General features: G+C 64.1%; 23 protein-coding genes. 17 read left to right on the forward strand and 6 right to left on the reverse strand.

What is annotated here, in order from left to right; genetic code table 11:
• The 6 genes from VSR71_RS04605 (at position 1) to dmpG (ending at position 6,441) form a co-directional block, all read left to right on the forward strand.
• A complete protein-coding gene (locus tag VSR71_RS04605; protein WP_342912741.1) occupies positions 1-819 on the forward strand; it encodes an alpha/beta fold hydrolase in 819 nt (272 codons plus the stop codon).
• Positions 812-2,353 carry a bifunctional 3-(3-hydroxy-phenyl)propionate/3-hydroxycinnamic acid hydroxylase gene (locus tag VSR71_RS04610; protein WP_342912742.1) on the forward strand — a complete coding sequence of 514 codons (1,542 nt, stop codon included), beginning with the start codon at positions 812-814 and terminating at the stop codon, positions 2,351-2,353. The genes VSR71_RS04605 and VSR71_RS04610 overlap by 8 nt, the downstream gene beginning before the upstream one ends.
• 242 nt (positions 2,354-2,595) lie before the next feature.
• On the forward strand, positions 2,596-3,591 hold the full coding sequence (locus VSR71_RS04615; RefSeq protein ID WP_342912743.1) for a SphA family protein: 996 nt from the start codon (positions 2,596-2,598) through the stop codon (positions 3,589-3,591).
• Positions 3,592-3,664: 73 nt separating this feature from the next.
• On the forward strand, positions 3,665-4,453 hold the full coding sequence (gene mhpD / locus VSR71_RS04620) for a 2-keto-4-pentenoate hydratase (RefSeq protein ID WP_342912744.1): 789 nt from the start codon (positions 3,665-3,667) through the stop codon (positions 4,451-4,453).
• Positions 4,454-4,466: 13 nt separating this feature from the next.
• On the forward strand, positions 4,467-5,408 hold the full coding sequence (locus VSR71_RS04625) for an acetaldehyde dehydrogenase (acetylating) (protein ID WP_342912745.1): 942 nt from the start codon (positions 4,467-4,469) through the stop codon (positions 5,406-5,408).
• Positions 5,409-5,418: 10 nt separating this feature from the next.
• A complete protein-coding gene (gene dmpG / locus VSR71_RS04630; protein ID WP_342912746.1) occupies positions 5,419-6,441 on the forward strand; it encodes a 4-hydroxy-2-oxovalerate aldolase in 1,023 nt (340 codons plus the stop codon).
• 181 nt (positions 6,442-6,622) lie between these two features.
• Here dmpG and VSR71_RS04635 read toward each other — a convergent pair whose 3' ends face one another.
• Entirely contained in the window at positions 6,623-7,420 is a 798-nt protein-coding gene (locus VSR71_RS04635) for an IclR family transcriptional regulator (protein WP_342912747.1), read from the reverse strand.
• A 172-nt stretch (positions 7,421-7,592) separates the two neighbouring features.
• Between VSR71_RS04635 and VSR71_RS04640 the strand changes: the two genes are divergently transcribed.
• From VSR71_RS04640 to VSR71_RS04655, 4 genes are all read left to right on the forward strand, one after another.
• Positions 7,593-9,368 carry an FAD-dependent oxidoreductase gene (locus tag VSR71_RS04640; RefSeq protein ID WP_342912748.1) on the forward strand — a complete coding sequence of 592 codons (1,776 nt, stop codon included), beginning with the start codon at positions 7,593-7,595 and terminating at the stop codon, positions 9,366-9,368.
• An 89-nt stretch (positions 9,369-9,457) separates the two neighbouring features.
• Positions 9,458-10,216 carry a glucose 1-dehydrogenase gene (locus VSR71_RS04645; RefSeq protein ID WP_342913121.1) on the forward strand — a complete coding sequence of 253 codons (759 nt, stop codon included), beginning with the start codon at positions 9,458-9,460 and terminating at the stop codon, positions 10,214-10,216.
• Positions 10,217-10,273: 57 nt separating this feature from the next.
• Positions 10,274-11,629 carry an MFS transporter gene (locus VSR71_RS04650; RefSeq protein ID WP_342912749.1) on the forward strand — a complete coding sequence of 452 codons (1,356 nt, stop codon included), beginning with the start codon at positions 10,274-10,276 and terminating at the stop codon, positions 11,627-11,629.
• Entirely contained in the window at positions 11,626-12,786 is a 1,161-nt protein-coding gene (locus VSR71_RS04655) for an MFS transporter (protein WP_342912750.1), read from the forward strand. The genes VSR71_RS04650 and VSR71_RS04655 overlap by 4 nt, the downstream gene beginning before the upstream one ends.
• A 261-nt stretch (positions 12,787-13,047) precedes the next feature.
• Here the strand turns inward: VSR71_RS04655 and VSR71_RS04660 are convergent, their stop codons facing one another.
• Together VSR71_RS04660 and VSR71_RS04665 are read right to left on the reverse strand one after the other, a co-directional pair.
• On the reverse strand, positions 13,048-13,476 hold the full coding sequence (locus VSR71_RS04660; protein WP_342912751.1) for a DoxX family protein: 429 nt from the start codon (positions 13,474-13,476) through the stop codon (positions 13,048-13,050).
• Positions 13,477-14,091: 615 nt separating this feature from the next.
• The gene (locus tag VSR71_RS04665) at positions 14,092-14,217 is read right to left on the reverse strand and encodes a hypothetical protein (protein ID WP_342912752.1); all 126 of its coding nucleotides are present in this window, start codon (positions 14,215-14,217) and stop codon (positions 14,092-14,094) included.
• 95 nt (positions 14,218-14,312) lie between these two features.
• Between VSR71_RS04665 and VSR71_RS04670 the strand changes: the two genes are divergently transcribed.
• The 4 genes from VSR71_RS04670 (at position 14,313) to VSR71_RS04685 (ending at position 17,105) form a co-directional block, all read left to right on the forward strand.
• The gene (locus tag VSR71_RS04670) at positions 14,313-14,525 is read left to right on the forward strand and encodes an alpha/beta hydrolase (protein WP_342912753.1); all 213 of its coding nucleotides are present in this window, start codon (positions 14,313-14,315) and stop codon (positions 14,523-14,525) included.
• 567 nt (positions 14,526-15,092) lie between these two features.
• On the forward strand, positions 15,093-15,278 hold the full coding sequence (locus tag VSR71_RS04675; protein WP_342912754.1) for a hypothetical protein: 186 nt from the start codon (positions 15,093-15,095) through the stop codon (positions 15,276-15,278).
• 529 nt (positions 15,279-15,807) lie between these two features.
• Entirely contained in the window at positions 15,808-15,993 is a 186-nt protein-coding gene (locus tag VSR71_RS04680; protein ID WP_135702917.1) for a hypothetical protein, read from the forward strand.
• 224 nt (positions 15,994-16,217) lie between these two features.
• Entirely contained in the window at positions 16,218-17,105 is an 888-nt protein-coding gene (locus VSR71_RS04685) for an EamA family transporter (protein ID WP_342912755.1), read from the forward strand.
• 19 nt (positions 17,106-17,124) lie between these two features.
• On the opposite strand, the gene VSR71_RS04690 is transcribed toward VSR71_RS04685, so the two are convergent.
• From VSR71_RS04690 to VSR71_RS04700, 3 genes are all read right to left on the reverse strand, one after another.
• Positions 17,125-17,817 (reverse strand): GntR family transcriptional regulator, encoded by a 693-nt coding sequence (locus VSR71_RS04690; RefSeq protein ID WP_029047007.1) that lies wholly within the window; start codon positions 17,815-17,817, stop codon positions 17,125-17,127.
• A gap of 125 nt (positions 17,818-17,942) precedes the next feature.
• A complete protein-coding gene (locus VSR71_RS04695; RefSeq protein ID WP_342912756.1) occupies positions 17,943-19,544 on the reverse strand; it encodes a glucan biosynthesis protein D in 1,602 nt (533 codons plus the stop codon).
• A 130-nt stretch (positions 19,545-19,674) separates the two neighbouring features.
• Entirely contained in the window at positions 19,675-20,436 is a 762-nt protein-coding gene (locus VSR71_RS04700; protein ID WP_342912757.1) for a TerC family protein, read from the reverse strand.
• A gap of 183 nt (positions 20,437-20,619) precedes the next feature.
• On the opposite strand from VSR71_RS04700, the gene VSR71_RS04705 reads away from it, so the two are divergent.
• The 3 genes from VSR71_RS04705 (at position 20,620) to frc (ending at position 24,241) form a co-directional block, all read left to right on the forward strand.
• Positions 20,620-21,597, forward strand: coding sequence for a 2-dehydropantoate 2-reductase (locus VSR71_RS04705; protein ID WP_342912758.1), 978 nt, complete (start codon positions 20,620-20,622; stop codon positions 21,595-21,597).
• Positions 21,598-21,880: 283 nt separating this feature from the next.
• Positions 21,881-22,600, forward strand: a complete 720-nt coding sequence (locus tag VSR71_RS04710) for a GntR family transcriptional regulator (RefSeq protein ID WP_342912759.1) — start codon at positions 21,881-21,883, stop codon at positions 22,598-22,600.
• 408 nt (positions 22,601-23,008) lie between these two features.
• On the forward strand, positions 23,009-24,241 hold the full coding sequence (gene frc / locus VSR71_RS04715) for a formyl-CoA transferase (RefSeq protein ID WP_342912760.1): 1,233 nt from the start codon (positions 23,009-23,011) through the stop codon (positions 24,239-24,241).
• Positions 24,242-24,396: the final 155 nt, after the last annotated feature.

Raw genomic sequence — 24,396 nt, forward strand, 5'->3', positions numbered from 1 at the left:
ATGAAGATCGCCGACCTCGGCGGCATCAAGCTGCATTTCGACGATGTGGGCCAGGGGCCGGCTTTGATCCTGATCCACGGATCCGGGCCCGGCGCCAGCGGTCGCGCCAACTTCATCCGCAACATCGAAGCCCTGGCGAAGCACTTCCGCGTGATCGTTCCTGACCTGCCGGGATTCGGCAAATCCGACATGAAGCCAGCGGGAACGCCGATTCCGGGCTGGTGGGCGGACAAGATCGTCGAATTGCTCGATTACCTCGGCATCGAGAAGGCTCACTTCGTCGGCAACTCCCTTGGCGGCGCGATCACGCTCAAGATCGCCATGGAAAGCCCGTCGCGCGTGGAACGCATGATCCTGATGGGACCCGGCGGCGGTACGCCAGTCACCTCCGTGCTCCCGACCGAAGGCATCAAGACTCTCGTGAGCTTTTACGATGGCCCCGGCCCGTCGATGGAGCGGTTGCAAGGCTTCATCAACCAGTTCGTCTATGACCCCTCGCAGATCACGGAAGAACTGATGGCCCAGCGCCTCGAGGCGGCGATGGACCAGCGCATTATCGAGAACCCGCCGATGCGCATGGGTCCCGGCGTGGTGCTGGAAGAACTGTGGCGCGATCCGCGCATGGCCAGGCTTCCCCATGAAACGCTGATCATCTGGGGGCGCGAAGACCGCGTCATGCCGCTGGATACCGGTTTCGTGCTGATGAAGCAGATTCCGCGTGCACGACTCTTCGTCATGCCACAGTGCGGCCACTGGGCGCAGTGGGAGCACGCGGACGAATTCAACAAGACCGTTTTGGGGTTCCTGAAGAATGACTGAGACGAATCAGAAATACGACGCTGACGTCGCCATCATCGGCTATGGGCCCAGCGGCGTGGTAGCCGCCAATATGCTGGGCAAGCGCGGCGTCAAGACCATCGCCATCGAGCGCTTCAAGGACATCTATGCCCGTGCCCGCGCAGTGACGGTGAATGACTGGACGATGCGCATCGTGCAGGATCTTGGCCTGGCCGAGCAGCAACTGGCGGTGATGGATGGCATGCATTCACTCCGCTGGGTCGACTACGAAGGGCGAGAGCTGACGTGGATGCCTTTCCCGTCCAGCATCTACGGCTATGCCACGGCATACTGCCTCTACCAGCCGGAAATGGAGCGCGTGCTGCGGGAAGGCGTGGAGCGCTACAGCAACGTCGACGTCCGCTATGAACGCGAAATGACCACGCTCAGGCAAGACGAGGGTGGCGTCACCATCGGGATGAGCAATCTTGCTACCGGCGAGACCGAAACCATTCGCGTGAAGTATGTGCTGGCGTGCGATGGCGGGTCCAGCAGAACCCGCCAGGAACTTGGTGTTGAGCTGATCGGCGATACCTTGTCGGTGCGCTGGGTGGTGATCGATTGCCGCGTCAAGCGGTGGTGGCCGAACCGCCATATGCATACGTTCTGGTCGGACGCGCGCCGTCCGGTGGTGGACATTCCGCTGGGCCTTGGCAACCATCGCTGGGAATTTCCGTTGAATCCGGACGAGAGCGACGCCGACTTCCAGAGCCACGACCAGTTGTGGAGGCTCCTCAATTCGCTTGGCGTGACCGAGAATGAAGTCGAGATTCATCAGCACGCTTTCTATAACCATCACGTACGTCATGCGGAGCGCTGGCGCGTCGGCCGCGTACTGTTGTGCGGCGATGCCGCACACCTGATGCCGCCATGGGCCGGCAGCGGCATGCAGTCCGGCATGCGCGATGCGCAGAATGCCAGCCTGAAGCTGGTCGAGGTGCTGGAGGGTCGCCTTCCGGAAGATCTGCTCGACACCTACGAGCAGGAACGCGCGCCGGACGTCGCGCGTTACACGAACATCTCGGTCGGCCTCGGCATGATCATCAAGCGTGAACTCAGCGATGAGCAGGTCGCTGCGATGATGGAGGAAGAGCGCGCCACCGGCGACCTGCCAATGGTGCTGCGTCCGCCCCACTATCAGCAAGGTTGGCTGCAGAAAGGCAAAGGCAGCAAGGACGTCGTCGGCAAATTTCTGCCGCAGCCGCGCGCGGCCAACTGCAAGGGACAGGTCGGCCTGCTCGACGAACTTACCGGCAACGGTCTGATCGTGCTGGGGGCAAACACGGATCCGGCAAGCAAGCTCGATGCCGAGCAGAAAGCCGCGTGGGAAATGCTGGGCGCGACGTTCATCGCGGTGCGGTCGGCCGACCAGCGAGCGCAAGCCGACGACGACGTGTTCGACATCAACGGCGAACTCATTGCCTGGATGCAAAAGGAAGACGTGGACGTCGTTGTCGTGCGCCAGGACAAGATCGTCGCTGCGGCCAGCGGCAATCTCAACGTGCCTGCGCTTTGACAGTTGAACCGCGCTTCCCATCATCAGGTCGATACGCGATGGGTCATAACGGATTCAGGTACACAACGACATACCTTTATCCGACATCCATCCCGGTCTTGACTGGCGTAATCGGCTGACGTCAGAGAAAAAGGAAGTATGTCCTCAGCTCCCCATCCAGGGGGGCGGGGCAGCGCTTTTTCGATTTTTGAGAATGCAGGCGATCGCTTCATCCGGTTACAGGCATTACGGACTGGAGATGTATGCGATTCCTGTTCGGGAGCGCCTCAGTAGCAGAAATCAATTTGGTTCACACAACGAAAAAATACAAAGTTGTAAACGGAGACAAGTTCATGCGTATTGAGAAAGTCCTTGCTGCCCTCACCATTTTTTTGGCGGCAAACCTGTTGCCTCGCCTTGCCATCGCGACCGAAGGCGGCGGCTCAATTTACCCCGTCGGCGCTGAGAATTTCTCGTGCTGTGCGCTGCCGCCCCCGGGCGTCTATGGCCTTGCCTATGGCGAGCACTACTCGGCGGATTCCCTCCGCGGCAATGATGGCAATGAAGTGCCCATTCCCGGATTCCGAGTCCGGTCGACCGCCGTTGTGCCTCGTCTGGTCTGGGTAACCAACCAGCAATTGATGGGCGGATCACTCGCATTCCATGGAGTGCTTCCGCTCGTCAATCTGGAGGTCAAGACCGCTGCCGCCAGTCAAAGCAAGACTGGTATCGGCGACATGACTCTTGGCACGGCACTGGGTTGGCACCATGGCCCCAATCTCCATACCGTATTGGGCGTCGATCTGTTTCTCCCCACCGGGGCTTATAACAAGAACGACCTTGCCAATATCGGACGGAACTACTGGGCAGTTCAGCCTCTCTTCGGTATCACCTACATTGACCCGGAAGGATTCAACGGGGACATGAAGGTCATGTACACGTTCAACATGATCAATCGCGACACCGACTACCGATCCGGGCAGGAACTGATCATCGACTACGCAGTGGGCTATGGAATCGGGGCCGGATGGGTTGTCGGCGCGGGTGGGTATTTCTATCAGCAGACTACCGAGGACAAACAGGCTGGAAACATTGTCCCAAACAACAAGGGGAGAGCCTGGGCCATCGGGCCGTCGATCAAGTATGACAGCGGCAAGGGATGGTTTGCGACGCTCAAGTACGAATTCGAAACGGGAGTCCGCAATCGCGCACAAGGAAGTGCGCTCTGGGTTCGTGCCATATTTCCTTTGTCTTTGTAATCGCAAGGTTCAGCCCAGCCCTTGATCGGACTGCGGCTGCCTCCGCTTCCTCAACCAAGAAATGCAATTTTCGATGCCTGAAATAGAGCTCTTGACTACTATCGCCGGGCGGCTGAACGCGGCCGAATTGTCGCGTCAGCCAATCGGGCCGATTCGTGGCGAAATCGCACAGGATGACATGGCCACTGCCTACGCCATCCAGCAGACCAACGTCGACGCCCGCGTGGCGAACGGCGAGCGCATCGTCGGCCGCAAGATCGGCCTGACCTCGCTGGCGGTGCAGAAGCAGCTCGGCGTGGACCAGCCCGACTTCGGCGCGCTGTTTGCGGGCATGGCCTATGGCGATGACCAGCCCATGCCGCTGTCGCGTCTGATCCAGCCCAAGGTCGAGGCCGAGATCGCCCTCGTGCTGGCGCGCGACCTCACGCACGAGCAGCACACCTTCGCCGACATCATCGACGCCACCGCCTATGCTCTGGCCGCCATCGAGGTGGTCGACAGCCGCATCCAGGGCTGGGACATCCGCTTCGTCGACACCGTGGCGGACAACGCGTCGAGCGCCATGTTCGTACTGGGCAGCCGGCCGGTCTCGCTCCGCGACATCGACCTCACCGCCTGCGCGATGACGCTCACCCGGGACGGCGAACTGCTCTCGCGCGGCAGCGGTGCCGCCTGCCTGGGCAACCCGCTGAATGCCGCGGTCTGGCTGGCCAACCGCATGGTCCGGCTCGGCACCCCGCTGCGCGCGGGCGACGTGCTGCTGACCGGCGCGCTCGGCCCCATGGTTGCCGTCACGCGGCCCGGCACGTTCACGGCGCAGATCGAAGGACTCGGCAGCGTCCGTGCGACGTTTACCGAATAAGGAATCCCCACCCATGACTACCCGCAAACTCAAGGCCGCGATCATCGGATCCGGCAATATCGGCACGGACCTGATGATCAAGATCCTGCGCCATGGCAAGCACCTGGAGATGGGCGCCATGGTCGGCATCGACCCGGCCTCCGACGGCCTGGCGCGCGCCGCGCACATGGGCGTGGCGACCACGCATGAAGGCGTGGAAGGCTTGGTCGGCCTGCCGGTGTTCGACGAGATCGACGTGGTGTTCGACGCCACCTCCGCCGGAGCCCACGTCAAAAACGACGCCCGCCTGCGCGAAGCGAAGCCCGGCATCCGCATGATCGACCTGACCCCGGCGGCCATCGGCCCCTACTGCGTGCCCGTGGTCAACCTGGACGCACGCCTGGACGCGCTCAACGTAAACATGGTCACCTGCGGCGGCCAGGCCACCATCCCCATGGTGGCGGCCGTGTCCCGCGTGGCGAAGGTGCACTACGCCGAGATCGTGGCATCGATCAGCAGCAAGTCCGCCGGCCCTGGCACGCGCGCCAATATCGACGAGTTCACCGAAACGACGTCGAAGGCCATTGAAGTGATCGGTGGCGCCGCTAAAGGCAAGGCCATCATCGTCCTGAACCCGGCCGAGCCGCCGCTGATCATGCGCGATACCGTCTACGTGCTCAGCGAAGCCGCCAACCGGACCGAAGTGGAAGCGTCCATCGAAGAAATGGCCGCTGCCGTCAAGGCCTATGTGCCCGGCTACCGCCTTAAGCAGAAGGTGCAGTTCGACGAGATCCCTGCCAGCGCGCCGCTCAACATCCCGGGCCTCGGCAAGTTCAGCGGCCTGAAGACATCCGTGTTCCTGGAAGTCGAAGGCGCCGCCCACTACCTGCCTGCCTATGCCGGCAATCTCGACATCATGACCTCCGCCGCGCTGGCCACCGCCGAGCGCATGGCGCAGTCCGTACTGACCGCTTGAGGAACCCGCCATGCCTTTCAACCCCGGCAAGAAGCTCTACATTTCCGACGTCACGCTGCGCGACGGCAGCCACGCTATCCGCCACCAGTATTCGATCCAGAACGTCAAGGACATCGCCCGCGCGCTCGACAAGGCCGGGGTCGATTCCATCGAAGTGGCCCACGGCGACGGCCTGCAAGGCTCCAGCTTCAACTATGGCTTCGGCGCCCACACCGACCTGGAGTGGATCGAGGCCGTGGCCGGCGAAATCCAGCACGCACAGATCGCCACGCTGTTGCTGCCCGGCATCGGCACCATCCATGACCTGGAAAACGCCTGCAAGGCCGGCGCCCGCATCGTGCGCGTCGCTACCCACTGCACCGAGGCGGACGTGTCCCGCCAGCACATCGAGCGCGCCCGCGAACTCGGCATGGATACCGTCGGCTTCCTGATGATGAGCCACATGACCACGCCGGAGAGCCTGGCAGTCGAGGCCAAAAAGATGGAAGGCTACGGCGCGACGACGATCTACGTGGTCGACTCCGGCGGCGCTCTTGGCATGGATGACGTGCGTGCCCGCTTCCGCGCCTTCAAGGAAGTGCTCAATCCGGAAACGCAGACCGGCATGCACGCCCACCACAACCTGTCGCTGGGCGTGGCCAACTCGATTGTGGCCGTGGAAGAAGGTTGCGACCGCATCGACGCCTCGCTGGCCGGGATGGGCGCCGGCGCCGGCAACACGCCGCTGGAAGTCTTCATCGCCGCCGCCGACAGGCTCGGCTGGGAACACGGCATCGATCTCTATGCGCTGATGGACGCCGCCGACGACCTGGTGCGTCCGTTGCAGGACCGCCCCGTCCGCGTCGACCGCGAAACTCTGGCACTGGGCTACGCCGGCGTGTATTCGAGCTTCCTGCGCCACTCGGAAGTGGCCGCGAAGAAGTACAACCTCAAGACTGTCGACATCCTCGTTGAACTGGGAAAGCGCCGCATGGTCGGCGGCCAGGAAGACATGATTGTCGACGTCGCGCTCGACCTCATCAACAAGGCATAAGCCCGGGCGACCAAAGGCTCAAAGTGCTCGCGGTACGCTCAACGTCTCGATCAGGTGCAGTCCCCTGAAGCCAGGTTGCCGCTGTCGAACTGCGAAATGACCCCGGGGAACATTGGACTTGGGGCCGCATCAGGTTAGACAGCGTTCTACCAGCTTGGGCCCTTCCACCCGCCGTGCACGCCTATGAGGCCCGGTACCCTAGGCGTTTCGAAACTGCCTGCGCACAGTTGGCGAGCGCCTGGGCAACAGGGCCCTCCCAATCGGTATCGACCGTGCCGGTCGGTCCCATGATGGTGATCGTCAACGCAATATTTCCCGAGTAGTCGAATACGGGCGCGGAAAAGGCGACGATCCCCGGCGTGGGATGGTTGACGCTGCGGGACATGTGGCGGTCCCGCGCTTCCCTGATCATTTCCTCCACCACGCCGGCCTCGAGCGGGTGCGCGATATCGGGGCCGAGCCGGATGCGGTCGTCCAGCAGCAGCTTTTCGGTGAACTGGCGTGGCAGGAACGCCGAAAAGACCCTTCCGGTCGCCGTATTGGCGAGCGACATGACGGTCCCTGTGCGGATGTTCGTGTGGATCGGATAGGACGCATCGATCAGCCGCACGATGACCGGTCCCAGGTTCCCCCACACGGCCAGCGCGACCGCGTGTGACGTTTCTTCCGACAACGCCTCCGCGAACGGCGTAGCCTCGCGGATGGGGTTGAGCGTCTGCAGGCTCGTCAGCCCAAGCTGGATCGCCATGGGGCCGAGCAGGTAATGACCCGTCACGGGGTCCTGGGCGACGAGCCCGATCTTCCCGAAGCTCACCAGATACGGATGGATCTTGCCCGACGGCATGTTGGCCGCGCGCACGAGATCGCGCAGCGCCATCGGCCTGGCCTCCGAGGCCAGCACCTTCAGGATTTCTCCCCCCACTTCGATCGACTGTATGCCGCGACGCTCGCGCTCGGGTGCCGGCTCGGTGTGATCCACGGTACGTCCCTGCCATGAGATGGATAGTGCGCGCAGTATAGCATTAGATATTATCTAGCGAACAAGCGTAGGGTTAACGTGTAGATCATTTCAAGTTCGCTAGTTCTAATCTAGCAAACATGGCGACGCCCGGTTTCACGGCCAACCGCCCGCAACTTGAACGGAGAAGTCGATGTCTACACTGCAAGAGGAAAAATGTGACGTCCTGGTCATCGGATCGGGCGTCGCCGGCATGTCGGCGGCCATTACCGCCGCCAGCCGGGGACTGAAGGTGATCGTGGCCGAGAAGGCGAGCTACTACGGCGGGACCACCGCACGCTCGGGCGGCTGGCTCTGGGTGCCCAACACCCATCTGGCCAAGGCCTACGGTCACCATGAATCGCCGGACCAGGCGCTGACCTATATCCGCAACCAGGCCGGGGCCGGGTTCGACGAGGCGCGGGTGCGCGCCTTCCTGGAGAACGGCCCGAAGGCCATCGCGTTCTTCATGTCGAAGACCGCGGTCCAGTTCGACATGCCGCTCACTTTCCCGGACTACCACGCCGAAGCACCCGGCGCCGCGCAAGGCGGGCGCTCGATGGTGACCCGCCCTTACGACGCACGCGAACTCGGCCCGCTGCTGGAGATGCTCGGTCCCGTGCTGCCGGAGTTGACGGTCTTCGGCGTGACGATTGGCTCGGGCAAGGAGATTGTCCACTTCATGCGCGTCACGCGCTCGCTCGCGTCCGCGTGGTACGTCACCAAGCGCCTGACCCGGCATTTTCTCGAGGTGATGAAGTATGGACGAGGGATGACACTGACCAACGGCAACGCACTGGCCGCGCGGCTGGCGAAGTCGGCGGCGGACCTGTCGATCCCGGTCTGGTTGTCGTCGCCCGCCGTGCGATTGCTGCGGGATGGCGACCAGGTCACGGGCGCGGTGCTGGAGCGCAGTGGGCAGGCGGTCAACGTGAGGGCGCGCCTCGGTGTCGTGCTGGCCAGCGGTGGATTCCCGCACGACCTCGCGCGCCGCAAGGACACCTATCCCCACGTACAGGCCGGTCACGGCCACTTCTCGCCGACGCCCCAGACCAACGTGGGGGACGGCGTGCGCATGGCCGAGGAGGCCGGCGGCATGTTCGACAAGTCCCTCTCGAACGCCGCCGCATGGACGCCCATGTCGCTGGTGCCGCGCAAGGACGGCACGACGGGCATCATGCCCCATTTCATCGACCGCGCGAAACCGGGCGTGATCGCGGTCAGCCTGGACGGCAGGCGCTTTGCCAACGAGGCCAACTCCTACCACGATCTCGTGCAGGCGATGATCGCGGCCTCGAAGGGCAAGTCCGAGACGGCGTGCTGGCTGGTTGCCGACCACGCCGCCATCCGCCACTACGGGCTCGGTTTCGTCAAGCCGTTCCCGATGCCGCTGGGCCCGCATCTGCGCAACGGCTACCTCAAGCGCGGCAAGACCGTCGAGGCGCTCGCGCGGCAGATCGGTGTCGATCCGGTGACGCTCGCCGCAACCATCCGCCAGTACAACGAGACCGCACAGCTCGGCCGCGACCCCGAGTTCGGCCGTGGCAGCAAGGCCTACAACCGCTACCAGGGCGATGCGCTGCACTCTCCCAACCCCTGTGTCGCGCCGCTGGAAACGGGACCGTTCTATGCGCTCAAGCTGGTCCCGGGCGACCTGGGCTCGTTCATGGGAATCCGCACCAACGAGCACGCCCAGGTCGTCTCGGGCGACGGCGAGCCGATCGCCGGGCTGTACGCCGCCGGTAACGATGCCGCGAGCATCATGGGCGGCGAGTACAGCGGCGCGGGCATCACGCTTGGCCCGGGGCTGACCTTCGGCTACGTCGCGGGCAACCACATCGCCGATCATGCGCACGTCGCTCGCCCGAAGCCGGCTGCGGCTGCCACCGCCACCGCCACAGCCGGGCGCGCGCCACTGGCCATGCACTGATTTTCCATTCCGGTTCCTGTCGTCCCGCGACCGCCCTGCGGCGGCCGCGTGGCGGCGCTCACCCTGAAATTCTTCCGCTCACCATCATGATGATTCCCCAACTGCTGACCGGGAAGGTCGCATTCGTTACCGGCGCCGGCCAGGGCAACGGCCGTGCCATCGCCATCGGTCTCGCCGAGGCCGGCGCCACAGTCGTCGTCACCGACATGAACGAAGCCAATGCCCACGAGACCGCCGCCATGATCGACGCCCGCGGACATGCGGCGCGCGCCTGTGGACTGAACGTGACCGACGCCGGCCAGTGCCGCGCAGTCGCTGCCGCGATCACTGAAAGCGTGGGCCCCGTCGACGTGCTGGTGAACAACGCCGGCATCCTGATTCGCGAGGGCATCGACAGCGCGAATGCGCTACACAACCTGCAGCAGGTGATGAGGGTGAACTACGAGGGCACGTTCAACGTCTGCCACGCGTGGCTGCCGGCACTGCGCCAGACGCGGGGCGCCATCGTCAATGTCGCGTCCATCGCGTCGTTCTCCGGCCAGCCCGATACGCTCGGCTACTCGCCCTCGAAGGGGGCGGTGAAGATGCTGACCCAGTCGCTGGCGGCCGATCTCGCAGCCGATGGCGTGCGTGTCAATGCCATTGCACCTGGCGTCATCGAAACTCCGATGACCGTCTCGACGCGCTCGGACCCGGCGAAGCTCGAACGCTTCATGCGCCGCGTGCCGATGAACCGCGTCGGCAAGCCGGAAGAACTGGTTGGAGCAGTGCTGTTCCTGGCCTCGTCGATGTCCACCTATGTCACAGGGGTGACCCTTCCCGTCGACGGCGGCTATCTCGCCGCCTGACCTTCCATAAAGGAGGCGGGCGCGGACAGCGCCTGCCCACGCATTCAGGAGACAACGATGAAACAGGCATCCCGAACGATCGACGTGCAGTCCTTCATCGACACCGCACGCTTTTCTCCCTGCCAATGGCTGGTCCTTGCCTTCTGCTTCCTCGTCGTGGCGGCTGACGGCTACGACACGGCCGCAATCGGCTTTATCGCGCCGTCGCTGGCGCACGAATGGGGCATTGCCCGCGGCGAACTCGGTGTCGTGATGAGCGCCGCGCTCGCCGGCCTGAGCCTGGGCGCGATCTTCGCGGGACCTGTGGCGGATCGCATCGGCCGGAAGGCGGTACTGGTGGCGGCGGTCACGTGCTTCGGGGCGTGGACGCTGGTTGCCGCCCACGCGCAGACCATCGTCGGGTTGACGGTGCTCCGGTTCCTGACCGGGCTCGGCCTCGGCGCGGCAATGCCCACGACCATCACGATGATGTCGGAGTACGCGCCGGCGCGTCTTCGCTCGTTGACGGTCAACGCGATGTACTGCGGATTCTCATGCGGACTGGTGGCGGGCGGCGCGGCATCGGCCTGGCTGATTCCCCACTTTGGCTGGCGCAGCGTGCTGACCGCTGGCGGCATCGCTCCGCTGGGGCTTGCGGTGCTGCTGCTGGCACTGCTTCCCGAGTCAGCTCAGTTCCTGGCGGTGCGGGCCGGCGCGCGCGAGCGGATCGCGGCAATCCTGAAGCGCATCGATCCCCGGCAATCGCTCGAACACTGCACGTTCGTCGCGCCGGTGGCGTTGGCCGGCAAGAGCGGAAAGGCCTCGGCGCTCGCACTGATCCTGTCGGCCGGATACCGCAGGCGCACCTTCCTGCTGTGGTTGGCGTGCTTCATGGGCCTGGTGATCTACTACCTGATGACGAACTGGATGCCGACACTGTTCCGCGAGGCTGGATTCAGCGTCGAACGTGGCGCGCTCCTCGCATCGCTGTTCCCGCTCGGCGGCTTGCTCGGGAACCTGGCCGCGGGCTGGATGATGGATCGCTTCAGCGCCAACCGCACGATCGTCGTGGCTTACATGCTGGCCGCCGTGCTGGTCATCGCGGTGGGGCGCTGCGTCGACCATCCGCAGTTCCTGGGCATCTCGCTCTTCCTGTGCGGAACACTCGTGACGAGCGCGGCGACTTCGATGTCGACCTATGCCGCGAGCCTCTATCCGACCGAGGCGCGTACCACCGGCGTCGCGTGGATGCAGGGGATCGGGCGCATCGGCGGCGTGACGGGATCCTTCATCGGCGCCGGCCTGCTTGGGCTTGGCTGGGGTTTCGGCGACGTCTTCGGATTGCTGGCCGTGCCCGCGCTGGTGGCGGCATGCGCCGTGTTCGTGATTGCGAAGCCGCAGGAGGTCTACCCGATCGCGAGGGTGGCGGAGTGAAACTGTTCTGGCCTCTCGCCGTTGCGGCAGCCATGAGCATGGCCTCCATGCGCGCCTGCGATGCCATGCTTCCTGCGCTGTCGGCCGAATTCGGCGTGTCCGTCGGCGTGGCGGCATGGTCCATTTCCGCCTTTGTATTGGCTTACGGTGTCATGCAACTCGTCTATGGACCGCTCGGCGATCGCTTCGGCAAGGGGCGCGTCATCGCCATGGCACTGATGGCGTGCTGCGTCGCGAACATGATGGCGACCCTCGCCCCGACCATGGCTTCGCTCGCGCTGGCCCGGGGTCTTGCCGGCGCCGCGGCGGCTGGCGTCATCCCGACGAGCATGGCGATGATCGGCGACTCGGTGCCGGTGAGGGCCAGGCAGCAGGTTCTTGCGCACTTCCTGCTGGCGACCATCGGCGGCATGATCGGCGGCCAGTGGGTATCCGGGCTCATCGCGGATCTGTGGCACTGGCGCGTCGTATTCGGCGTACTGGCAACCGGAGCCGGATTCGCCGCCCTGCTGGTGCAGGCGCAAGCCCCTGGCCGGGCACCCGAGGTGGCGGCGCGACGCGCCTACAGGGCACAGTTCAGAGCGGTGATCGAGGTGCCACGGGCACAGCTGGTCCTCGCGGTCACGGCGATCGAAGGCCTGTTCACGCTGACCAGCCTGGCCTTCGTCCCGGCCTACCTGCACGCCCGTTTCGGGCTTGGCCTTGGTGCCGCTGGTGCGGTGATGGCGATGTATGGCGTGGGCGGGCTGACCTATGTCGCGCTGTCCCGCGTATTGCTCGGACGCCTTGCCATCGGGCAGATCGCGAGCCTCGGCGGCGTGTTGCTGGGGTCCGCATTCGTCATCGTGGCCATTGGACCGCGTTGGGAATGGAGCGTGGTCGGCTGCTTCCTTGGCGGGCTCGGCTTCTATAGCTTGCACAACACGCTGCAGGCCGAGGCCACCCAGATGTCGCCGCACGCGCGCGGTACGGCGATCGGACTGTTTGCCGCGAGCCTGTTCCTTGGCCAGGCGATCGGAATGGGCGTTGCGGCGGAAGTGGTAGCCGTGCTCGGGGAACGTTGCCTGTTCCTTGCGGCTGCCGTCGTGCTTCCTGTTCTTGGCATGGCGTTCGGACGAAGGCTCCGCGCGGAGCGTCCCGGTCACTGCGCCGGATAGTTCGCCCTCGATTCACCTCACTACTCAACAAGACGACGGCCGAAGGTTCGCCGGGGGACCAGTTCGCCGATCAGGCCCGTTGCGCCCGTGACCGTGATGACCCACCAGCCCCATGCCAGCGGATCCAGCAGGTTCTCCGCTTCCCGCAAGTCAGCCCACTTCGGAAAGCGTGGAGAGAACTGCGCCAGAGGGATTGAAGGTGGGACCTGCCGGTTCCCTGCAAGGGACGCTGTCAACTGCGTCCCTTGCGCAGAGCCCGGATTAAAGGCTCTTTGCTTGCTGGCGCGACGATTCCAGTGCGAACACCGTCAGCATACCGCCCAGGATCGACACATTCTTCAGGAAGTGGTTGAGCTGGTTCTGGAAGTTTGCAGCATCTGCACTCCAGAAGCCGTGAAAGATCAGCGTAACCGGGACCAGGAACAGCGCCAGGGTCAGCGCCCCCCACCGCGCATTCCAGCCAGTGATCAACGTCAGGCCTCCGCCAATCTCGATGGCAATCGTCATCACGAGCAACACGCTGGCCAAGGGTAGGCCTGCGCTGGCCATCCAGGCCGCAGTGCCGGCAAAGCCCACGATCTTCAAGGCGCCCGAGATCAGGAAAATGGAACCCAGGAGGGCGCGGCCGACGGGGTACAGGTGGGAGGCGCTCGGGGTGGCCAGGGTGGAGGGGGAGGTGGTGGCGGTCATGATAGTGCTCCGTATTGGATTTTGCATGGCGTATCGATTAAAAAAATCGAATTACTATCGCCTTGCACAGAAAGGATGATAGGCGTCGAACGCCGGTACTTCGCCCGTCATTGCGAAACATGTCATTCAAAATATTTAACAATTTCACGGTATGTGAAGGCACATTGCCCGGCGGTCGTAGGAGATGGGGGGCGAATGTCTGTTCCCGATCGGCTTCGTCGAGGCCGGCGAGGAGGCGGCGGCCGCGAGGCAGTCTTGCGAGCGGCTCGTGCTGACCACAATAGCCGGGATGCTGGCGGTGGGAGGATCGCGGTCCGCCTGGAAAGCGGATACTCGGGCTTGCCGGGGCTGCACGCTGTCGGATCGTCCTCCATACCAGCGGGCGACGCAGGGTGGCAACTCAGCAGGACTGATAGCGCCGGGCGTGTACTTTTGTCAGCGCTTTGAGGTGACGGCCATCAAGAAGCACTACCGAGGAGGAGCAGTACCGAGGTACCGAGGTGAGTCCAGCGCACCATGAGTACCAACCAGTGACCAGCGTCCCGTCTTGCCCGCGCAACACGGTCATCCAGGCCACCGGTAGTTGCGGGGCCGCCTGTCTGGGCATCCTGAAGTTCAGGAAAATAACGCAACAATCAGCGCGTAGCCGCCAACCTTCAGTATCCCGCCAATCAAGAGAGCAGCAATAATGAGAACGGGGCCCTGCCGCAGGTTCAATTGGGAAATAGTTGTCGTAGTCATGATAGTGCTGCCTGGGTTACGCAGAAGGGCAAAAAAAAATTCAAATATTTTTCACCGTCTTTTGTCGGGATTTTAGGCTGTCAGGTGCGGCATGGATGCGATCCAACAGCAATGCGTCCATCAAAAATTCTGAAATCAAGCTGAAGGTCGGCCGCTCCTCGTTTGGCGATCACTGCTTCGATTGCGCCAAGGCCATCTCGGTGTCTGCGCAGGGCGGCGTGATCGAGGAGTGCGGGCATTGGGTATTCGAAGAAAAGCCGGCGTTCATCATTGAGCAACTTGGCGCATTCTGGACGTCCCATAGCTGACAGGGGGACATCATGCACGCAAGTCAAACGCCGCTGTCTGGCGCTGCGGGTATCACTCGCGCCGATCACACTGGTTTCACCGTCGCCTCACTCGATGAATCGCTGAAGTTCTGGGTGGGACCCACGCGTGCCGTACTGGCACCTGGGCATGCACATGAACATGGACATCACGCGATTCCTCGTGGAGGGATGTGAGGAGCAGTACCTGCGGCATTTCTTCCGGGACTGTTCCTGGCGAGTTCCGCCGTCTGCTCGGCCATCTGCGGGATATAACCGTAATGATTGAGGCTCGCGCGCAGGTTGCCTGGCTGACGCATCTGCGTCACGTACTGCTGCACCTCCTCTTCCGGAAGGGCGGTGGGGTTGTACGCGAAGGATGTGCTCGGTTTTCGACTCGTTACCCGCAATCACCCTATCCGCCAAGCGAATTCCTGGACAGCGTTGTCGGCGTACCTGATGCCGAGTTGACCCTGGCGATGGTGGAGGCGCCCGGCGGGCATCTGATCGCACGAGGCTTGAAATGCTGGCGGTCCGCAGGCGCCGAATATTCCAGCAACTCCCGCAGGCATGCTAGAGCTGCTGGCGGCAGAGGGCGTGGACAAGTTTCACATACTGAGTCACGATCTCGGCGGGCCGCCTTCGGTTGCACTGGCGTACCTGTCCAACGGACGGGCGTTGTCGCTGGCGACCATCGAGACGCCGTTCTTCGGCCTGGATTTCCCGGGCTATGTGGCGATAGTCTTCGGTTCATAGCCATCGAAAGGCTTATCGCTATCCGCATAGCTGTACGAAACCCTGACACCCAGGGAGCAGGAGCTTCTGCCTTTGCTTGTCGCCCTGAGCCGCTCGGTATCTCCAGCGGGAAAGCCGCCGCCTGAGTCGCGGACCGTCAGATGCACCCGCTCCGCTTCGCTCCCGGCAGCCATGCTGGCGAAGGTGGCCGCTGGAGGGCCCGGTGTCCTGTCGGCTGGCACGCGGGTTGATCCTTGCGATTTCGAAGCGAAAGATATTTGCGCAATTGGATAAGCGCGATCCAGCATTGCAACAAGTCGTCGAAACAGTCACTCAAACCACGAATGTGCCGCCGCATTGGGACTCATGCGGCGCTTTCTGGTTGGCAAGTGCCAGATCGACTCCGAGCTCCGCTACGCGTAACTGTCCCAAAGCCGTTGCTTTCCCGCATACGCACTATTACCTAATGCTGCGTTGCGACAATTCCTTTGCTACAATTCGGGAAAACCCCATGAGGGTAATCCCTCGAAAGCAAGCAAGGAAGGAAGCCATGAACACCCAATCCGACATCAAGCTGACCGATCAACTGGAACGTGACCTCATCGAGCGTGAGCTCGGCAAGCAAAGCCTGGGCTTCGTGCACGACGCCAAGCGCGCCATCGCCGCAGTGCAGGAAGTCATCGCCCGCCTGCAGTCCCAGGCCCGCAAGGCCAAGGTGGTCTACGCCAACGGCTAAGCAGTTTCCAGCGGTATTGCAGTACCCGCGGCCCCTGTGGCTGCGTTGTAGAACCGGCCAGACGCGCGCCCCAATGGGCAAGACGCGGCCGGTTTTGTTTTGCCCGCTCGCTTCGCGGTCGACGTGCCTTGTGAGCAACTTTGGCAAGGCTTGCCAGACCTTTTCATTTTGTCGCGGCGCTGCCGGAGGCTATCTTGGATGCCTTTGCAGAACCGTCCGCGACCATGCCCCCGCTTGTCCTTATCTGCCTGCTGATCACTTACGTGGTCTGGGGTACGACCTACCTGGCGATCCGCTTTACGCTGGAGAGCTTTCCGCCGCTGTTCATGACGGGTACGCGCTTTCTCTGCGCGGGCCTGCTGCTGGCTGCGTGGCTGGCGTGGCGAGGCACGCCGATGCCGTCGTGGCGGCAGCTGCGCAATTGCGCGGTGCCGGCGCTGTTCCTGCTGGTAGGCGGCATGGGATTGACCGCGATTGCCGAGCAGACCATCTCGTCGGGCGCGACCACGGTAATGATTGGCTCGATGCCGATCTTTGCCCTGATCTGGGCAGCCTGCTTCGGCCAGCGCCCCAAGTGGTATGAATATGTGGCGATCGCGATCGGCAGCGCGGGCATCCTGGTGCTGACCGCGGGGGCGGAGTTCCGCGTCAGCACGGGCGGCGTGGTGGCGCTGATGCTGGCGGTGGCGAGCTGGTCGTTCGGCTCGCAGCTGGTGCGCCGGCTTGAACTGCCGCCGGGCGCTGCGGCCTTTGCCGAGGAGATGCTGATCGGCGGGGTGGTGCTGATGGCGCTGTCGGCGCTGCGGCAGGAGCCGTGGCCGGCCTCGCTGTCGTCGATCAGCGCGCAAGCCGGCTGGGCCTGGGTCTACCTGGTGGTGGCGGGCTCGCTGGTGGCGTTCTCCGCCTATATGTACCTGGTGGCGACGGTCAGCCAGACGCTGTCGGCGAGCTATGTCTACGTCAATCCGCCGGTGGCGCTGGCGATGGGCGCCTGGCTGGGCGGGGAGCTGATCGCGCCGCAGACGCTGTACGCGGTGGTGTTGATCCTGCTTGCCCTCGCCGTGCTGAGCGTCGGCACGCTGCGCACGGCGCGGGCACAGGCGGCTGCCTGAAGCATTCCGGCGCGCAGGCTCAGCTGCCGGACTGCTCCTGGATCCATAGCGACAGCCTCACCTTGTAGGCCTGCTGGATATGGCGCCGGGCGATCTGCTCGGCTTGCGCCGGATCACGTTTTTCCAGCGCTTCGACCAGGGCAGTGTGCTCTTCGTAAGAACTGCGCGCGCGGCCGGGAACCGCCAGCGTGGTGCGCCCGAGCAGGGCCATCGATTCATGCAGCGAGCGCAGGTTCTTCAGCAGATAGCGGTTGTGGGCGCAGCGGTGCAGGGTCTCGTGGAACAGGCGATTGTTCTGCGCCAGCCGGTCCGGATCGTCGGCGAACGCCAGGTCGCGCTCGACGATATCGCGCAGCAGCGAAATCTCCACATCGGTGGCATGGCGCGCGGCCAGCGCCGCGGCGGTGCCTTCCAGCACCTCGCGCATCACATACAGCTCGCTGACCATGCTGGCGTCGAGCTGGGTCACCATCATGCCCCGGTTGGGCTCGTTGACCACCAGGCCTTCCGATTCCAGCCGCGACAGCGCTTCGCGCACCGGCGTGCGCGACAAGCCCAGCGATTCCGCCAGTTCCACTTCGCGCAGCCGGGTGCCGGGAGAAAGCTGCCCCGCCTGGATGGCGGCGCGCAGTTGCTGGTAGGCACGCTCCGAGCGCGGGAGCGATGCAGCCTGGCCGCCGTCGGCGGCACCGGCAAACTCTTGAGAAATCATGTGAGGCTGGCTGGTGCAGTTTGACTGTCGTAGCCAGCCATCATACCTGCTCGAGCGCGCCTGACATCACGGCGTCGCAATATCCTGCAAAGCGGCGCCGGCTGCCGGCTGCGACCGGCGCGGGCTTATGACTGGGGCGGGTGGTACTGGTACAGCCACGTCTCCGACAGCGGCTTGCCGTTCAGGCGCAGGAACAGGCGGATGTCGACCGGCCCCTTGCCATCGGTGGCCAGGTCGAACTGGGCGCGCCAGTGGCCGGCCACATTGTTGGGCACGGCTTCGGTGAAGACATAGGAGAAGGTGCCGCGCGAAGCGGTCAGCACGGCTTCGGGCTTGACGCCGAACGGCAGCTTTTCCAGCGGCGCGCCCTTGAATTCAACCATGAACTTGCGCACGCCCTTGGGCCGCGGCTGCCCGGGCTGGCCGCCGTTGCCAAGGCGCGTGGCGACGCAGCGCGCCAGCGGCGAGGGGTTCGGTTCGTCGGCCTGCCAGTGCAGGCGATAGCGCAGGCGGTAGGTGGCGCCGGCCTTGGCGGGCGCCTTGGGGACCCACATGGCAACGATGTTGTCGTGGATCTCGTCGTCGGTGCGCAGCTCGACCAGTTGCACGGCACCGGCGCCCCAGCCGTCGCGCGGTTCGACCCACAGGCTCGGACGGCGTTCGTAGTTGACGCCGTCCTGGTAGTGGTCGAACAGGCGGTCGCGCTGCAGCAGCCCGAAACCCTTGGGATTGTCGTCGGAGAATGCCGATGCCGTGGTCTGGGGCGGGTTGTTGAGCGGGCGCCAGATATGCTCGCCGGCGCCGTTCCAGATGGCGAGGCCGTCGGAGTCATGGACTTCCGGGCGCCAGTCTGCAATGCCCTTGATGCTTTCCGAGAACCAGTACATCGAGGTCAGCGGTGCCAGTCCCAGCCGCGCCACGTCCTTGCGCAGGAACAGCGCGCATTCGACGTCCATGATCACGGCCTTGGCGCGCTGCATCACGAAGCGGTAGGCGCCCGAGATGCTGGGGCCGTCGAGCAGGGCGTAGACCGTGACGGTATCGCCGTTGCCTTCCGGGGTTTCGAACCAGAAATGGGTGAAGGCCGGGAATTCCTCGGACTTTCCGGCCTCGGCCACGTCGATGGCGACGCCCCGCGCCGACAGCCCGTACTGGTACAGGTCGCCGATGGCGCGGAAGTAGGAGGCGCCCAGGAAGGCAACCCAGTCGTTCTTGCGCCAGTCGCGCGTCTTCTGGTCGCCGAGGCGGCTTTCCTGGAAACGGAAGCCGGCGAAGCCGCTGCCCGGCGGCAGCTTGTGCGCGGGGCTGTCGGCGGGCATGTCGAAGTAGGCATCGTCATAGACGATCTCGCGGGCACGGCCGGGGCCATCCTTGCCGCGCTCGATCACATGCATGCGCACCGGGGTGCGGAAGTAGGTGCCGAGGTGGAAGAAGGTGACCGGGAACTGGCCTGGACCGTTGGCAAACAGCGCATCGTCGGTGCGGAAGCGGATCTTGCCATGGGCATCGTAGTCGATGCGCGCCAGGACGTCGGCAGGCGGCGAGGGCGGGGCCGCATAAGGCTTGGCAGCCAGGGTGCGGGCCCGCTCGATCAGCGCGTCGAAGCCGAACGGCTGCGCCTCGCCGAGCTTGATCCGGCTGGCCGCCAGCACCGATGGGGTAATGCCCAGCGCGGCCAGCGCGGCGGAGGCGGTGGCGGAGACCAGCAGGGTTCGGCGGTTCATCATGTGGCGAAAGCGTCCTTTTCTTGTCCGTGGGTTGAGCAGAACTCTAAAAGACGGCGTTTCCGGGGAAAAGTTCGGACACCGTCTGTTACAGGCTGCGGCGGCACACAGGTCACATTGTGCAGCCCGACGCTCAGTGGGCCTCGCGGCGAGCGCGGCGTGCGTGGCGCCGCTGCCGGGCCAGCATGTTGAGTCCTTCGACCGCGGCCGAGAATGCCATCGCCGTATAGATATAGCCCTTTGGCACATGGGTGCCGAGCCCTTCGGCGATCAGCGTCATGCCGATCATCATCAGGAAGGCCAGCGCCAGCATCACGATGGTCGGGTTGCGGTTGATGAAGTTGGCCAGCGGCGTGGCGGCGAACAGCATCGCCATCACCGCGGCGATCACCGCGACGAACATGATCTGGACATGCTCGGTCATGCCGACCGCCGTGATGATGCTGTCGATCGAGAACACCAGGTCCAGCAGCAGGATCTGTCCGATCGCGGCGGCGAAGCTGTGCGCCACCTTGCCGGTGCCATTGCCTTCGCCTTCGCCTTCCTCTGCCGCGGTGACGTGGTGATGGATCTCGCGGGTGGCCTTCCACACCAGGAAGGCGCCGCCGGCGATGAGGATGAGGTCGCGCCACGACAGCCCCTGGCCCAGGATCGTGAACACCGGCTCGGTCAGCTTGACGATGACGGCAATGGTGGCCAGCAAGCCGAGACGCATCAGCAGCGCCAGGCTGATGCCGATCTTGCGTGCCTTCTCGCGTATTTCCAGGGGCAGCTTGTTGGTCAGGATCGAAATGAAGATCAGGTTATCGATCCCCAGCACGATTTCCATGGCCACCAGCGTGGCCAGCGCCGCCCACGCGGCGGGGTCCTGCAGCAAAGCCAGCGACGATTCCATGAACGGGCTCCGGTATCGGTATGCAACCGGCGCCCGGGCATCGTTCCAGGCGCACGAGGTTTCATGTTAGCGCAGCGTCGCTTACCGCAATGTGTCCTCGAAGATAAAGGTTGTTTTGCATCTGAGTGGAATATAGTATGTGATATATCAAAATATCCAATCGAGCCATCAAGGAGGCAGCAAATGAAAGTGTGTATCTACGGCGCAGGCGCCATCGGCGGCTATGTCGGGGCGCAGCTTGCGCGCGCGGGGGCCGATGTCAGCTTTGTCGCGCGCGGCCCGCACCTGGCGGCGATGCAGGAACACGGGGTCCGGCTGCTGATCGACGGCGAGGAGCGCGCGGCGCGGGTGCGCTGTACCAGCGATCCGCGCGAGCTGGGGCCGCAGGACTATGTCTTCATTACGCTGAAGGCGCATTCGGTGCCGGGCGTGGTGGACCTGATCCAGCCGCTGCTGGGTCCGGAAACCGCAGTCGTGACCGGCGTCAATGGCATTCCTTACTGGTATTTCTACAAGCACGGCGGCGAACTGGCGGGATCGACGCTGGAAAGCGTCGATCCGGGCGGCCGGCAATGGCGGGGCTTCGGGCCGGAGCGCGCGATCGGCTGCGTGGTCTATCCTGCCGCCGAAATCGTCGCGCCCGGCGTGATCAAGCACGTTTATGGCAAGAAGTTTCCGCTGGGCGAGCCGGACGGCAGCCGTTCGACCCGCGTGACCCGGCTCAGCGAGCTGATGATGGCGGCCGACCTGGAGGCGCCGGTGCGCGACAACATCCGCGACGAGATCTGGCTGAAGCTGTGGGGCAACCTTTGCTTCAACCCGATCAGCGCGCTGACCCATGCCACGCTCGATGTCATTACCTCGGACCCGGCCACGCGTGCGCTGTCGCGCCAGATGATGGTGGAGGCGCAGGGCATCGCCGAGCGCTTCGGGGTCAAGTTCCGCGTCGACGTGGAGCGGCGCATCGACGGCGCGGGAGCGGTGGGAGCGCACAAGACCTCGATGCTGCAGGACCTGGAGGCGGGGCGGGCCATGGAAATCGATCCGCTGCTCACGGTGGTTCAGGAAATGGGCCGGCTGGTCGGGCAGCCGACGCCGATGTGCGACGCCGTGCTGGGTCTGATCAAGCAGCGCGACTCGATGGCCAAGCTGGCGGCGTGATTGCCGGCGGCAGGCGGGTGACGGGAGCGCCCACGGGTTTGGTGCTCCCGCCCTGAGCGGGCGGCCCAAATGTTGCGCCCGGCCCGCTTTTGGGCAAGAAATGGCAAGACGATTGTGATATACCATATACGACAGGCCGCGCACGCTGACGGTGCCGATGCATAACCGCAACGTATTGCTTGATGCATTTTCGTAATGAGTCGGGCGTTTTGCTAAGCTGTGCGGAAATGTGGCGGGCGGCCATTCCGGCCGCCGCGCCACCGGTCTCACACGAGCATATTCCATGTCTGCGCAACCACAATCCATCGTCCAGCCCAGCGGGCTGACCTTGTCCGTGCAACCGATCAATGCCGGCGCAAGCCTGCGCGACCAGGCTTATGCCATGTTGCGGCAGGCCATCGCCGACGCCGATATCTACCAGTCGCATGACGAGATCCGGCTCGACGAAAGAGTGCTGAGCGAAGCCATGGGCGTCAGCCGCACGCCGATCCGCGAAGCCATGACGCTGCTGGAACAGGAAGGTTTCCTGCGCACCGTGCCGCGCCGGGGCATCTACATCATGCGCAAGACCAAGCGCGAGATCGTCGAGATGATCCAGATGTGGGCGGCGCTCGAGAGCATGGCGGCGCGCCTTGCCACGCAGAATGCCACCGACCAGGAAATCGCCCAGCTGCGGCGCATGTTCGACAGCTTCCGCGATTCGACGCCGGCCGAACATATCGAGGAGTATTCCGACGCCAATATCGCGTTCCACCAGGCGATCGTGCAGTTGTCCAGGTCTCAGATCATCATGGACACGATCCGCAATATCTTTATCCATGTGCGCGCGATCCGGAAGATGACGATCTCGCAGAGCGACCGGGCGGCAAGGTCGATCGTGGATCACCTGCGCATCATCGAAGCGCTGGAGAAGCGCGATACCGAACTGGCCGAGCGGCTGGTGCGCCAGCACTCGCTGGACCTGGCGGACTACGTGGAGAAGCACTGCGACTTCCTCGACTGAAGGCGGCGGGGCAAACAAAAACGGCGGACTGTGGTCCGCCGTTTTTGTTTGGCGCCCGGTTCGCCACCATTTCACTTTGCGGTATGTGATATATCAATGTGAGAGGGGAAGCTTTTCCTTGCCCTCAATGCAACGCTTGAGCGACTTGTCAGCCGCTTATGTTGCGCCGCGTCGTCGATATTTTCGGTTTCTGCTCGAAACTCCTCTTGCTCTCTTCTGATATATCACATACCGTATGTCATCAGGGGCGGCAAAACGCTTCGACGAGACCAGCACATGTCCCAAATCGTCGAAACCAGAAGGACCGCCAGCACCACCGATATCTGGGTCGATCCGAGCGAGTACGCGCCGGGCACCATGAACCAAACCATGTACAAGTAAAAACCATCGCCCGAGGAGACTTTCGCAATGGAAACCAAGGCACTGCAAGGTGTTCGCATCCTGGACATGACCCACGTCCAGGCAGGCCCTTCGGCCACGCAGCTGATGGCGTGGCTGGGTGCGGACGTGATCAAGGTGGAGATGCCCGGCCGCGGCGACATCACGCGCAGCCAGCTGCGCGACGTGCCCAACGCCGACAGCCTGTACTTCACCATGCTCAACTCCAACAAGCGCAGCCTGACGCTGAACATGAAGACGCCTGAAGGCAAGGCGCTGCTCGAAGACCTGGTACAGCGCAGCGACGTGCTGATCGAGAACTTCGGGCCCGGCGTGCTGGCGCGCGCCGGCTTCGACTGGGAGCACCTGCAGGACCTGAATCCGCGGCTGGTCTATGCCTCGATCAAGGGCTTCGGCCCGGGGCCGTACGCCGACTGCAAGGCGTATGAAAACGTGGCGCAGTGCATGGGCGGCTCCGCCTCGACCACCGGCGATGCCGATGGCGTGCCGACCGTGACCGGCGCGCAGATCGGCGATTCGGGCACCGGCATCCATTGCGTGGTCGGCATCCTGGCCGCGCTGCTGCATCGCGAGCACACCGGCCGCGGCCAGCGCGTGGAGGTGGCGATGCAGGATGCGGTGCTGAACCTGTGCCGCGTCAAGCTGCGCGACCAGCAGCGCCTGGACAACGGCCCGCTGCGCGAATACCCGAACCAGGAGTTCGGCGACCACGTGCCGCGCGCCGGCAATGCCTCGGGCGGCGGCCAGCCGGGCGCGGCGCTGCGCTGCGCGCCGGGCGGCCCCAACGACTACGTCTACGTCATCATCCAGCCGCAGGGCTGGGAACCGCTGATGCGCCTGTGCGGCCGCGAGGACCTGATCACCAACCCGGACTACGCCACGCCGGAGGCACGGCTCAAGCACCTGGCCGACTGCTTCGCCGTGATCGAGAAGTGGACCAGCAAGGTCAGCAAGTTCGACGTGATGGCCGCGCTCAACGAGGTGGATGTGCCGTGCGGCCCGATCCTGTCGATGAAGGACCTGATCGAGGACCAGTCGCTGTACCAGCGCGGCTACCTGGTCGAGCTGGAGCATCCGCAGCGCGGCAACTACGTGCAGCTGGGCTGCCCGATCACGATGTCGGCATCGCCGGTGCAGGTGGAGCGCTCGCCGCTGCTGGGCGAGCATACCGACGAGATCCTCGAATGGCTGGGCCGCACGCCCGCGCAGATCTCGGCGATGAAGCTGGCCGGGGCGGTATGACGCGCTAGCCGGAAGGCAACGCGGCCGGCGTACCTCCGTCATTCCCGCGCAAGGGGAATCCAGCGTCTTTCAAAGCCACTGGGCTCCCCCGTCGCGGGAATGTTGGGCGGACACGCCGACGCCGCTCTCGCGCTTGTTCCCATCTTTTGACCATC

Source organism: Cupriavidus oxalaticus (genome assembly GCF_038900635.1).
Classification (GTDB): Bacteria; Pseudomonadota; Gammaproteobacteria; order Burkholderiales; family Burkholderiaceae; genus Cupriavidus; species Cupriavidus oxalaticus_B.